We start from the raw sequence: 11,920 nt of genomic DNA on the forward strand, positions 1-11,920 counted from the left end.
AGCCCGGCCTGCTGTCAGTCAGTGTTGTCAGTCGTTGATGTCGTGGTTGAAGGTCTTCACCTGGCCCTTGGGCAGGGCAAAAAAGCGGCGCATCACCAGCCATGCGGCCAGAGACAGCACAGCAAAGATCAGCAACAGCGGCGGCAGGCTGAGACCGGCGCCGGCCAGCAGCAGCAGGCTGACGGCAGCGGCGCCGATGGCAAAGCCGAGAAAGACAAAGCCGGGCGCCAGAACCTCCAGTATGGCCAGCACCAGCGCCGCGGCGCCCCACACCCACCACAAGGCCCAGAACGGCATGTCCATCATTTGCCCCCTTTCAGCAGGTTGAAGGCGTTGCCAAAGGCCTCCAGCGCGTGGGCCGGGACCAGGATGGTCTGATTGCCCGCGCCCTTGCCGAGCGCGTGCAGCGATTCCACCTGTTTCAGCGCGACCTGATACTGCGCTGCCTCGATACCGTTTTCGCGGATCGCCTTGGCCACAACTTCGGTGGCATAGGCCTCAGCCTCGGCCTGGATGCGGCGGGCCTTGGCGGTCTGTTCGGCGGCATAAAGCTCGGCGTCGGCGTTCAGCTCGACGGCGCGTTTCGCGCCTTCGGCCTCGGTCACCTGGGCGCGGCGGGCGCGTTCGGCGTTCAGCTGCTGCAGCATCGCGTCGCGGGTGGCCTGGTCCAGATTCACATCCAGGATCTCGGCGCGGGTCACCTCGATGCCCCAGTCATCGACGGCGCTTTCGACCGAATGCTGGATTTGCCCGATCAGCTGCGAGCGGTTCGATTGCACCTCGTCCAGATCCATCTTGCCGATCTCAGCCCGCACGATGCCGGCCACAGTGGTGGCAATGGCGCCGTCCACGTCGCGGATCCGGTAGACGGTCTTTTCCGGTTCCAGAATGCGGTAGAACACCGATGTGTCGATCTGCACCAGCACGTTGTCCTTGGTGATCGCGTCCTGGGTGGCATTCGGGAGCTGGCGTTCCAGGATCGAAACCTTGTGGCGCGCCACATCCAGGAACGGCACGATGAAGTTGATGCCCGGCCCCAGCACCGAATGCAGGCGGCCGAACCGTTCGATCACGTATTTTTCGGACTGCGGCACGATGCGCACCCCCTTCAGCACCACGATGATCAGCAGCACCGCACCCAGCAAATACAGCAGGTTGCTGGATAGGAGGTCCAGAATCAGGTCTTCGTTCATCAAAAATTCCTTTGGTTGTTCTGCGGCGGCGGCTGGTTCGCCGGACTGGGCGGGCGTGGCCGGGGTCTGCGGCCGGCTGAGCGACGGTAACTCATCAGTCAATTCACCGGCAAAGTTACTGGGCGGACCGCTGGGTAATTCACTGGATAACTCACCGGGTGATTTGGCTTTGTTCAACGGAACGCCCTGTTGTGTGCAATGGTATGCAAATGTGTTTTGCGGCGGCGGTTTTCAAGACTTGTATGGGCGTGAGCGAGGGCGGCTGGCAAGCCCTGAAAGCAGGGCTGCCGTGCCGGTTCAGGCGGCGGGGCCGGATTTGAGCCGCCGCATCGGGGCGGGGCGGACCCGGTCTTCGATTTCGGCATAGATCAGCGCGGCGATGTTCTTGGAGGAGGTTTTTTCAATTCCCTCCAGGCCCGGGGAGGAATTGACCTCCAGCACCTTGGGTCCGGCTTCCGACCGCAACAGATCCACGCCCGCCACGTTGAGGCCAAAGGCACGGGCGGCGCGGACCGCGGTGGAGCGTTCTTCCTTGCTGATGCGCACCATTTCGGCGCTGCCGCCCAAGTGCAGGTTGGAGCGGAAGTCGCCCTCGGCCCCCGACCGTTTCATCGCCGCCACGACTTTGGAGCCGACCACCAGGCAGCGGATATCCACGCCTGCGGCTTCCTTGACAAATTGCTGCACCAGAAAGTTGGCCTTGAGCCCGCGGAAGGCGGTGATCACGCTTTCGGCAGCCTTTGTGGTTTCGGCCAGCACCACGCCCTTGCCCTGGGTGCTTTCCAGCAGTTTCACGATCAGCGGCGCGCCGCCGACGATCTGGATCAGGCTGCCGGTGTCCTTGGGCGAGGCGGCAAAGGCGGTGGCGGGCATGCCGATCTTGTGGCGGGCGAGGATCTGATGCGCGTGCAGCTTGTCACGGCTGGCGGTGATGCCTTCGGCGCCGTTGATGCAATAGGTGCCCACGGTTTCGAACTGGCGCAGCAGGGCGGTGCCGTATTGGGTGACGGAGGCGCCGATGCGCGGGATCACCGCGTCGTAGCGGGGCAGGCGCTTGCCGTCGTAATGGACCTCGGGCGCCAGCGCATTCAGCGCCATGTAGCAGCGGGTGGTGTTGATCACCTCCACCGTGTGGCCGCGGTTTTCGCCCTCTTCCACCAGGCGGCGGGTGGAATAGTTGTCCTCGCGGCTGAGCACGGCAATGCGCAGGGAGCGTTTGGGGGCGGACTTGCGGATATTGGCAGAGGCGTAGACCGAATAATCCAATTCCGGCTGGCACAGGCGTTCGCCCGGCACCACCGTCACGTTCTCGGTCAGCGCCTGGCGGCCCAGCAGCATGTGTTTGGCCATGCCGCGCCGGTCGGTCAGCGTCAGCTCCACCGGCCAGGACTGGCCTGAAATCTCCATCGGGGTTTCGATCACAAAGCGCATCTCGCTTTCGCCGTTGGAGGAGGTCACTTCGCGCCGGTCCTTGATCAGTGCGGAGCAGGGGATTTCCAGATCGTACTGTCCGGGGATGGGATGCACCATAAAGCGCACCTTGGGGGCGCTTGCCGGGCCAAAGGTTTCAATGCCGGTGGCGTGCAGCGAAGAGGTGCGGGCGCCGGTGTCGACCTTGACGCGCAGGGCGGGCAGGCCAAGGCCGGGCAGGCTGACCCATTCTTCCCAGCCGAGTTTCAGTTGCGGCGCGGTGTCGGCTGTGGACATGGAGTGGGCTCCTTGGCATTAGGGGTGAATCACCGGGGTGCCGGTTTGATTGTAACGGCAGGAACAGAAGATGGCAGAGCTTTTCAACTTTGAACTGAAGGCAACCGACGGCAAGGCGCGCACGGGTGTCATCAATACCCCGCGCGGCGAGATCCGCACGCCCGCCTTCATGCCGGTTGGCACTGCCGCGACGGTCAAGGCGATGCTGCCGGAAAGCGTGCGCGCGACCGGGGCCGATATCCTGCTGGGCAACACCTACCACCTGATGCTGCGGCCGACGGCGGAACGCATCGACCGGTTGGGGGGCTTGCACAAGTTCATGAACTGGGAGCGGCCTATTCTGACCGACAGCGGCGGGTTTCAGGTGATGTCGCTGGCAGGGCTGCGCAAGCTGACCGAGAAGGGGGTGACCTTCAAAAGCCACATTGACGGCTCCAAGCATGAGCTGACGCCGGAACGCTCGATGGAGATCCAGCGCCTGCTGGGGTCGGACATCGTGATGTGTTTCGACGAATGCCCGGCGCTGCCTGCGGACCGGGAGCGGATTGCGGAATCGATGCAGCTGTCGATGCGCTGGGCAGAGCGGTCGCGCGACGCCTTTGGCGACCGTCCCGGCCATGCGTTGTTCGGGATCATGCAGGGCGGGCTGGAACAGGATCTGCGCGAAGAAAGCGCCGAGGCGCTGAAGAAGATCGGGTTCGAGGGCTATGCCGTTGGCGGTCTGGCCGTAGGCGAGGGGCAGGAGGCGATGTTCGGTTGCCTTGATTACGCCCCCGGTTTTCTGCCCGAGGACAAGCCGCGCTATCTGATGGGTGTAGGCAAGCCCGACGACATCGTCGGCGCGGTGGCGCGCGGGATCGACATGATGGACTGCGTGCTGCCGTCGCGGTCGGGCCGCACCGGCCAGGCGTTTACCCGTTATGGTGTGGTGAATATCAAGAACGCCCGCCATCAGGACGACCCGCGGCCGCTGGATGAGGGCTGTTCCTGCCCGGCCTGTTCCAGTTATTCACGGGCCTATCTGCACCATGTGTTCCGCTCGAACGAGATGATTTCGGGGATGCTGCTGACCTGGCACAACCTGCATTATTTCCAGGAGATCATGGGAGGCATGCGGGATGCGATTGCGGCAGGCACCTTTGAGGCCTGGCAGAAGGATTTCCACGAGACCCGCGCGCAAGGCGATATCGAGCCGCTGTAAAGGGTTGCGGGGTGCCCCCGGCGTTGCTGCGCCAGGGGCGGGCTCAGGCCATGGCCCTATTTTTTCCGCTTGATGCGCTTGGCCTGTTTGATCACCTTGCCAAGAGCCTTTCCGGCGGCGCGGCGTTCCGCCAGGGACTGCGCGTTAAAGGCGTCTTCGGTTCGCAGCTTTTTCCAGCGTGCCACCCGGGCCGGGTCAAGCTGCCCGTCCCCGATTGCGGTTTGAATGGCGCAGCCCGGTTCGCTTTCGTGCTGGCAGTCCCGGAACCGGCAGTGCGCCGCGATGTCCGTCAGGTCCTGAAACACCATATCAATACCCTCCTGCGCGTCTGAAATCTGCAGCTCGCGCATGCCGGGGGTGTCGATCAGCCAGCCGGCCCGGGGCAGCCGCAGCATTTGCCGGTGCGAGGTCGTGTGGCGGCCTTTGCTGTCATCTTCGCGGATGGCGCCGGTTTGCATCAGCCCGCCGCCGGCCAGCGTGTTTGCCAGCGTGGACTTGCCGACACCTGAAGAGCCGGCCAGTGCCACCGTTTCCCCCAGCCCGCACCAGACGCGCAAGCGATCCACCTCTGCCGGGTTGGTGGCGTCGATGGTTTCGGCCACCAGACCGGGCTGCAGGGATTGGGCCTGCAGGCGGTAGCTGTCCGGATCATCCGCAAGGTCGGCCTTGGTCAGAATGATCACCGGGGTTGCACCGGCCTCGTTCGCCAGCGCCAGAAAGCGTTCCAGCCGGGCGATGTTGAAGTCGTGGTTGCAGGAGGTGACGATAAACAGGGTGTCGATATTGGCGGCGATCAGCTGGGTGTCGCGTCCGGTGCCGGGCGCGCGCCGTTTGAACAACGAGGCCCGATCCAGAATGGCCGTGCTATGCCCCGTTTCAGGGTCAAGAAGCAGCCAGTCCCCGACCGCGGCGCCGTCAATGGCCGGGCAGCTGCGGGGGCCTTCCGCGCTGATGAGGTCGAACTGGCTGCGGTGAATGGCGGTGATGCGGGCCGGGGCGGCGCCGTCGGCAGCATCCGCCATTTGGCGTTGGAAAAAGGGTTTGAAACCCAGTTCGCTCAGGCCGGAAGGGACCTGCGGACGTACGGGGGTGTCCAGAAAGCCGGGAAGTTTTCTGCGGTTCATGTCTTAAAACTCTCGGAGAGCCCGTTTAACGGGCGTGGCAGAATGAAATGCGGCCAAACATAACCGGCCCGCAAACTGCGGGGCTGAAGGTTTTTGCGTTTGGTGTGGACCGGCATGCCGCGGGCCCGGATGACTCAGGTCATACAATCTCCGGTTTTCACAGGCAGTTTAGACGCCGGCAGCAAGGTGATCAAGGTGCTGGATTCCCGCCCGCTGCCGGGCGGTATCACGGGCCGCGGCGGGCCTGTTAGGGCTTTGCTCACCCTTTCCCCATTTGCGCCCTTGTGGTCCGGGCGCGCTGCGGGCAATGTGGGCGCGACCTTGCGGCGGGCCGGTTGAAAATTGTTAACCATCCCCCCAGATAAAGACATCCAAAGAGGAGACGGGCCAAGTGCTGCCGGATACCGGGGCCGGGCCGTCTTGCCAAACCAAAGGACCGAGTATGCAAGAGCCACTCAATTCCTCCTACCCAGTCCTGCCGCTGCGCGACATCGTGGTCTTCCCCCACATGATCGTGCCGCTGTTCGTGGGACGGGAAAAATCGGTGCGCGCCCTGGAAGAGGTGATGGCAGACGACAAGCAGATCCTGCTGTCGAGCCAGATCGACCCCTCCGAGGACGATCCCGAAACCGATAGCATCTATTCCGTGGGCGTGCTGGCCAATGTGCTGCAGCTGCTGAAACTGCCCGACGGCACCGTCAAGGTGCTGGTCGAGGGGCAGGCGCGTGTGAAGATCACCGAATTCCTGGAAAACGACAATTTCTTTGAGGCCAAGGCCGAAGAACTGCCGGAAATGCCCGGTGACGTTACCACCACCGAAGCGCTGGTGCGCACCGTGGGGGATGAGTTTGAGCGTTACGCCAAGGTGCGCAAGAACATCCCCGAAGAGGCGCTGTCCGCGGTGGGCGAAACCGCAGAACCGGCCAAGCTGGCCGATCTGGTCGCCGGCCACCTGGGTATTGAGGTGGACCGCAAGCAGGAACTGCTGGAAACGCTGTCGATCAGCGAGCGGCTGGAGAAGGTCTATGGCCTGATGCAGGGCGAAATGTCGGTCCTGCAGGTCGAGAAAAAGATCAAGACCCGCGTCAAATCGCAGATGGAGAAGACCCAGCGCGAATATTACCTGAATGAGCAGATGAAGGCCATTCAGAAGGAACTGGGCGACGGCGAGGAAGGCGCAGGCGAAATCGCCGAGCTGGAAGAGAAGATCGCCGCCACCAAACTGTCGAAAGAGGCGCGCGAGAAGGCGGATGCGGAGCTGAAAAAGCTCAAGAACATGTCGCCGATGTCGGCCGAAGCCACCGTTGTGCGCAACTATCTGGACTGGATGCTGTCGATCCCGTGGGGCAACAAGTCCCGCGTCAAGAAAGACCTGAACAAGGCGCAGGAGATCCTGGATGCGGATCACTATGGGCTGGAGAAGGTCAAGGAGCGGATCGTCGAATATCTGGCGGTGCAGCAGCGCTCGGTCAAGCTGAAGGGGCCGATCCTGTGCCTTGTCGGCCCTCCGGGGGTGGGTAAGACTTCACTGGGCAAATCCGTTGCCAAGGCAACGGGGCGCGAGTTCATCCGCATTTCGCTGGGCGGCGTGCGCGACGAGTCCGAGATCCGCGGCCACCGCCGCACCTACATCGGCTCGATGCCGGGTAAGATCATCCAAGCGCTGAAAAAGGCCAAAACCACCAACCCGCTTATCCTGCTCGATGAAATCGACAAGATGGGCCAGGATTTCCGAGGCGACCCAGCCTCGGCGATGCTGGAGGTGCTGGATCCGGAACAGAACAACACCTTTATGGATCACTACCTGGAGGTGGAATACGATCTGTCGAACGTGATGTTCCTGACCACCTCGAACAGTTACAACATGCCTGGGCCGCTTCTGGACCGGATGGAGATCATTCCGCTGTCGGGCTACACCGAGGACGAAAAGCGCGAGATCGCCAAGCAGCACCTGATTTCCAAACAGGTGAAGAACCATGGCCTGAAGGCCAAGGAGTTCGAGCTGACCGAGGACGCGGTGACCGAAATGATCCGCACTTATACCCGCGAGGCAGGGGTGCGGAACCTGGAACGCGAGATCGCCAAAGTGGCGCGCAAGTCGCTGACTAAGATCGTCAAGAAAGAGGCCGACAGCGTGACTGTCACGGCGGACAATCTGGATGATTTCCTGGGGGTCAAGAAGTTCCGTTACGGCCTGGCCGAGATGGAAGATCAGGTCGGTGTGGTCACGGGTCTCGCCTATACGTCGGTTGGCGGTGAGCTGCTGAGCATCGAGGCGCTGCGCCTGCCGGGCAAGGGCCGGATGAAGACAACCGGCAAGCTGGGCGACGTGATGAAGGAGTCGATCGAGGCAGCGTCTTCTTATGTGCGCTCGGTCAGCCCGCAGATCGGCGTCAAGCCGCCGTCCTTCGACAAGCTGGACATCCATGTGCATGTGCCCGACGGCGCGACGCCCAAGGACGGCCCAAGTGCCGGCCTGGCGATGGTCACCGCGATTGTGTCGGTGCTGACCGGCATCCCGGTGCGCAAGGACATTGCGATGACCGGAGAAGTCACCCTGCGCGGCAATGCCAGCGCCATTGGCGGCCTCAAGGAAAAGCTGCTGGCGGCACTGCGCGGCGGCATCAAGACCGTGCTGATTCCGCAGGAGAACGAAAAGGACCTGCCGGAAATTCCGGATAATGTGAAAGAAGGGCTGGAAATCATCCCGGTGTCCCATGTGTCCGAGGTGCTGGAGCACGCGCTGGTGTCCAAGCCGGATCCCATCGAATGGGACCAGGAAGCCGAGGAAGCAGCGGCCGCCAAGGCGGCTTTGAAAGGTTCAGAGGACGGGGCGGGCGCCACTGCCCACTGATCACGGCCTTCAACTGATGGAAGAAAAGAAAGGGCGGTCCCGCGGGGCCGCCCTTTTTCAGTTCTCTCTTCCGTTCTGGCCCTTCTTGCCGGGGCATGAATTCCAGGTTTCTGCGTGTCTTTCCCTGTCTTGCGCTGACAGGTTTCAGGCGCGGGCGGAGGGCTCCCGCCCGCTGCTGGATGCGCTGATGCGCCTCCGCTTCGGTTGGGCGGGGCGCCGCACCTGGGGTGCGGCGCGCGGCCTGCCCCATCGGGGCAGGCCGCCGGGCCCAAAATCCGTTTGGAGACCGGCAGCAGGCCGGGGTCCGTGCGGGTGCGGGAGTGCACCGCGGTGCCGGAAGGGATAGCCGGTCAGGCCGCTTTGCTGGAACTTGCCATTCTGGCCTGAACCGTGGCAATGGCCATCTCTGCCGGGCTGACATCTGCTGCTTCAGCCTGGATCAGGATTGAGGCCATCGTCTCGTCCAGCGCCTGCAGTTTCTCGGCGACAAATCCCTTGCGGTCCTTGATCCGCTGAATTTCGGTCGCAACGTTGATGATGCCGCCGCCGTTGGCCACAAAATCGGGAGCATAAAGGATGCCACGCGTGTGCAGGCCTGCGGCGTCAGCCGCGGTGGCAAGCTGGTTGTTGGCGCCGCCTGCGACAATGTCCGCCTTCAGCTGCGGGATTGTCCGGGCATTCAAGATGCCGCCGATGGCGCAGGGAGCAAACACATCTGCGTCAACACCGTAGATTTCGTCCAGCGGCACTGCTTTGGCTCCGAATTCGGCAATTGCCTGTTCTACGCGGGCCACATCGATGTCCGTCACAACCAGCTTGGCGCCGGCCTCTGTCAGAAACTGGCAAAGATACCAGCCGACATGGCCGAGGCCCTGCACCGCAACGGTGACGCCAGCCAGGTCCCGGCGGCCATGCTTGTGGGCGCGTGTGGTGCAAATCGCGTTGAATATGCCGCGGGCGGTGATGGGCGAGGGATCGCCGCTGGCAAATTCACCATCGGCAAGGCCTGCCACAAACCGGGTTTCCTCCGCCAGCACACCCATGTCGGAGGGGCTCATCCCCATGTCTTCGGCAGTGATGTAACGGCCGTCCAGGGTTTCGATGGCACGGGCAAAGGCGCGCAGCAGGTCCGGCGATTTGTCCCGGGCAGGGTCGCCGATGATCACCGCTTTGCCGCCGCCCAGCGTCAGTCCCGCTGCGGCGTTCTTGTAGGTCATGCCTTCGCTGAGCCGCTGAACGTCGGTCAGTGCTTCTTCTTCGCTGGCATAGGGGCGCATGCGCAGGCCGCCGGCTGCCGGGCCCAGCCGGGTGGAATGCACAGCAATGAAGCCCAGGAGGCCCACGGAGGCCTCTTCGACGCGGTAGATCTCTTCATGGGTTGTCGATGCGACGGCAGTCACTGTCATCTGGATTGCTCCTCCAAAACTTTTCCCGATAATACTAGGGCGCAGGCGCCGGTTTTCACTAAAAAGGCCTGCCGGAACGGAGATGTTTGGTGGTATGCTCTGTGAAATGGGCCTTTATTGGAGGGAAGCTCCATGGACTTGATTGATCGCAAGATTGTGGCTGCGCTTCAGCGCAATGGGCGGCTGAAGATCTCCGAATTGTCGGAAGCAGTCGGGCTGTCGCCAACGCCCTGCGCGCGCCGGGTGGCCAATCTGGAGGAAAGCGGCGTGATCAGCGGCTATTCCGCGCGAGTGGATCAGGCCAAGATGGGGCTGCCGGTCACGATCTTTGTTGCGGTGGAGCTGGAGCGGCAATCCGCTGGCGCCCTGCAGGCCTTTGAAAAAGCGGTGCGCCGGTTCGATCAGGTGATGGAGTGCTACCTGATGACCGGCACCCGCGATATCCTGTTGCGGGTGGTGGCTGAGGACCTGCCGGATTTCGACCGGTTTCTGGAGGACCGTCTGATGCGGGTGCCGGGTATTCGCAACACCCGCTCCAGTTTCACCTTGCGCACCATGATCCAGCGCGATGCCCTGCCGGCCTGCTAACCGGTTCACGCCAAGGGGTGCCTGTGTTAGGCTGGCTGCACAGAGCAGGCCCGCACGCCTGGCCGCCAAGCGCAACAGCACGAGGCAGCTGAGAAGCCGATGCAGGGTGAATAACAGGATCATGGGGCACAAATGGCAAGAGCAACCAGCAAAAGCAGTACATCCGCGCGCAAATCGGGCGCGGGCAAGGCACCTGCGCGGAAGGCGGGCACACTGACGGCGTCCACCGCCACGACGGCAGCTGTGAAATTTGAAACGGGCACGGCGGCGGGTGTGAGCGCGCCGATGCAGCAGGACGCGCCGGAGGTCAATCCGTCTGCCGAAGCGTCTGCCGCACCGGAACCGGTGGTTGTTGCAGCGGCTTCGCCGGTTGTTGCTGCACCGGAATTGAACAAGAAGGAATTGGTGGAGCTGGCGGTTGAACGCTCCGGTGTCAAAAAGAAAGACGCAAAGCCAGTGGTGGAGGCAGTTCTGGCGCTGCTGGGCCAAGCCGTGGCCGAAGGCCGTGAATTGAACCTCAAACCGTTCGGGAAACTGCGCATCAACCGCAGCCAGGAGCGCAGCAACGGCAAAGTGTTCGTATGCAAACTGCGCCAGCCGGCCGTCGCAAAAAGCGAGGCGGCAGAAAATTCAGAAGAAGCCGGAAATTCTTCGAATGACCCTCTTGCAGAGGCCGCATCGGACGGGTAAAAGCCTGCCTCACGGGTGATTAGCTCAGTGGTAGAGCGCTTCGTTCACATCGAAGATGTCAGGAGTTCAAATCTCTTATCACCCACCATTCTTTCCAAAAGGCGCTCCCTGAAAAGGTTGAGCGCCTTTTCTTGTTTCCGGGGTTCCGCTGCCGCCGGCATGTCGTTACCACTTTGCCCATAAAACCGGGCAGGGGGCATGTGATGCAATTTCCGAAAATCTGGCTGCTGCGGCACGGGCAGACCGAGTGGAATGCAGAGCACCGCATTCAGGGGCAGCTGGAATCACCTCTGACACCGCTGGGTATTGAACATGCCCGCCGGCAGGCCGACCTGATGGCGCCTGTGCTGGAGCAGAAACCGGCTTGCTATGCGTCCCCGCTGGGCCGTGCCCAGCAGACGGCGGATATCGCCTTGAGAGGGGCGCCGTTTGTGACCGACCCGCGCCTGGCGGAAGCTTTTGCCGGAGTGTTTCAGGGCATGACGCTGCAGGATGTCGCGCAGCGCTACCCGCAAATCCATAGCACCAATCCGCGGAACCTCGACCTGTTTTGCGAGGCCCCGGGCGGCGAAGGCTATGCCAGCTTTCATGGCCGTATTCTGGACTTCATGCAGTCGCTGACCGGGCCGTCTGTGGTTGTGGCGCACGGGCTTTGGGGGCAAGTGATGCGCGGTATCATCTGCGGCTTGCCCCGCGACAGGATGGCAGCGCTGCCGAACGGGCAGGGGTGCGTTTATGTGCTGGAAAACGGGGTGGAAACTGTTTTGGAATGATCCGGCGAGCCAGGCGAAAAAATCTTCTTTTTCCTCTTGCGCTGTCCAGCGGCATTGTCTAAATCCCCGCTTACCGGGTCGTTAGCTCAGTTGGTAGAGCGCTTCGTTTACACCGAAGATGTCGGGAGTTCGAGCCTCTCACGACCCACCATTCCCACCTTGCAGATTGATCGTGATGAGATGCCGTTCGGCACGCTTCCATTGGGTTTTTTTATGTCTGTTTCAGGGGGTTACCGGGAAGCCGCATTTTTTTTGGAGGAAAGTCCCGAAAAAGCCAAAACACTGCTTGACGGTTCTAAGGGGTGGGAATATTACAGCCCAACATTCAGCAGCGATGCTGAACGTGCAGCGGGCGGTTGTAGCTCAGTTGGTTAGAGTACCGGC

The 11,920-nt window shown here is 62.3% G+C and carries 10 protein-coding genes and 2 tRNA genes; 7 read left to right on the forward strand and 5 right to left on the reverse strand.

Annotated features, from left to right (window positions below; all coding sequences use genetic code 11):
• Nucleotides 1-27 precede the first annotated feature (27 nt).
• The 3 genes from A2I95_RS18475 to rimK all read right to left on the reverse strand — a co-directional run bounded on the left by A2I95_RS18475 (nucleotide 28) and on the right by rimK (nucleotide 2,900).
• On the reverse strand, nucleotides 28-303 hold the full coding sequence (locus A2I95_RS18475; protein WP_027258518.1) for an NfeD family protein: 276 nt from the start codon (nucleotides 301-303) through the stop codon (nucleotides 28-30).
• Nucleotides 303-1,193, reverse strand: a complete 891-nt coding sequence (locus A2I95_RS18480; protein ID WP_291731957.1) for an SPFH domain-containing protein — start codon at nucleotides 1,191-1,193, stop codon at nucleotides 303-305. The genes A2I95_RS18475 and A2I95_RS18480 overlap by 1 nt, the downstream gene beginning before the upstream one ends.
• 297 nt (nucleotides 1,194-1,490) lie before the next feature.
• Complete coding sequence (gene rimK, locus A2I95_RS18485) at nucleotides 1,491-2,900, reverse strand: 30S ribosomal protein S6--L-glutamate ligase (protein ID WP_291731959.1); 1,410 nt, start codon at nucleotides 2,898-2,900, stop codon at nucleotides 1,491-1,493.
• A gap of 70 nt (nucleotides 2,901-2,970) precedes the next feature.
• On the opposite strand from rimK, the gene tgt reads away from it, so the two are divergent.
• Nucleotides 2,971-4,101: a tRNA guanosine(34) transglycosylase Tgt gene (tgt, locus tag A2I95_RS18490; RefSeq protein ID WP_291731961.1), complete on the forward strand. Its 1,131-nt coding sequence runs from the start codon at nucleotides 2,971-2,973 to the stop codon at nucleotides 4,099-4,101.
• A gap of 56 nt (nucleotides 4,102-4,157) precedes the next feature.
• Here the strand turns inward: tgt and rsgA are convergent, their stop codons facing one another.
• Nucleotides 4,158-5,225 carry a ribosome small subunit-dependent GTPase A gene (gene rsgA / locus A2I95_RS18495; protein WP_291731963.1) on the reverse strand — a complete coding sequence of 356 codons (1,068 nt, stop codon included), beginning with the start codon at nucleotides 5,223-5,225 and terminating at the stop codon, nucleotides 4,158-4,160.
• Nucleotides 5,226-5,667: 442 nt separating this feature from the next.
• Here rsgA and lon point away from each other — a divergent pair, with 442 nt between their 5' ends.
• Nucleotides 5,668-8,079, forward strand: a complete 2,412-nt coding sequence (gene lon, locus A2I95_RS18500) for an endopeptidase La (protein ID WP_291731964.1) — start codon at nucleotides 5,668-5,670, stop codon at nucleotides 8,077-8,079.
• A gap of 350 nt (nucleotides 8,080-8,429) precedes the next feature.
• Here lon and A2I95_RS18505 read toward each other — a convergent pair whose 3' ends face one another.
• A complete protein-coding gene (locus tag A2I95_RS18505) occupies nucleotides 8,430-9,485 on the reverse strand; it encodes a Glu/Leu/Phe/Val dehydrogenase dimerization domain-containing protein (RefSeq protein WP_291731967.1) in 1,056 nt (351 codons plus the stop codon).
• 132 nt (nucleotides 9,486-9,617) lie between these two features.
• Between A2I95_RS18505 and A2I95_RS18510 the strand changes: the two genes are divergently transcribed.
• From A2I95_RS18510 to A2I95_RS18530, 5 genes are all read left to right on the forward strand, one after another.
• A complete protein-coding gene (locus tag A2I95_RS18510; RefSeq protein WP_291731969.1) occupies nucleotides 9,618-10,073 on the forward strand; it encodes an Lrp/AsnC family transcriptional regulator in 456 nt (151 codons plus the stop codon).
• Nucleotides 10,074-10,316: 243 nt separating this feature from the next.
• Nucleotides 10,317-10,763, forward strand: a complete 447-nt coding sequence (locus tag A2I95_RS18515; protein ID WP_291731970.1) for an HU family DNA-binding protein — start codon at nucleotides 10,317-10,319, stop codon at nucleotides 10,761-10,763.
• A 13-nt stretch (nucleotides 10,764-10,776) separates the two neighbouring features.
• Nucleotides 10,777-10,851, forward strand: a tRNA-Val gene (locus A2I95_RS18520).
• A 115-nt stretch (nucleotides 10,852-10,966) separates the two neighbouring features.
• On the forward strand, nucleotides 10,967-11,536 hold the full coding sequence (locus A2I95_RS18525; protein ID WP_291731973.1) for a histidine phosphatase family protein: 570 nt from the start codon (nucleotides 10,967-10,969) through the stop codon (nucleotides 11,534-11,536).
• A gap of 75 nt (nucleotides 11,537-11,611) precedes the next feature.
• Nucleotides 11,612-11,687: transfer RNA gene (locus A2I95_RS18530), tRNA-Val, on the forward strand.
• Nucleotides 11,688-11,920: the final 233 nt, after the last annotated feature.

The organism is Leisingera sp. F5 (assembly GCF_001593695.1).

What these genes read in the sequence shown, in the direction of transcription:
- A2I95_RS18525 (WP_291731973.1), top strand. Translation starts at nt 10,967, where the DNA reads ATGCAATTTCCGAAAATCTGGCTGCTGCGGCACGGGCAGACCGAGTGG.
- rimK (WP_291731959.1), bottom strand. Translation starts at nt 2,900, where the DNA reads ATGTCCACAGCCGACACCGCGCCGCAACTGAAACTCGGCTGGGAAGAA.
- A2I95_RS18480 (WP_291731957.1), bottom strand. Translation starts at nt 1,193, where the DNA reads ATGAACGAAGACCTGATTCTGGACCTCCTATCCAGCAACCTGCTGTAT.
- rsgA (WP_291731963.1), bottom strand. Translation starts at nt 5,225, where the DNA reads ATGAACCGCAGAAAACTTCCCGGCTTTCTGGACACCCCCGTACGTCCG.
- lon (WP_291731964.1), top strand. Translation starts at nt 5,668, where the DNA reads ATGCAAGAGCCACTCAATTCCTCCTACCCAGTCCTGCCGCTGCGCGAC.
- A2I95_RS18505 (WP_291731967.1), bottom strand. Translation starts at nt 9,485, where the DNA reads ATGACAGTGACTGCCGTCGCATCGACAACCCATGAAGAGATCTACCGC.
- A2I95_RS18475 (WP_027258518.1), bottom strand. Translation starts at nt 303, where the DNA reads ATGGACATGCCGTTCTGGGCCTTGTGGTGGGTGTGGGGCGCCGCGGCG.
- tgt (WP_291731961.1), top strand. Translation starts at nt 2,971, where the DNA reads ATGGCAGAGCTTTTCAACTTTGAACTGAAGGCAACCGACGGCAAGGCG.
- A2I95_RS18510 (WP_291731969.1), top strand. Translation starts at nt 9,618, where the DNA reads ATGGACTTGATTGATCGCAAGATTGTGGCTGCGCTTCAGCGCAATGGG.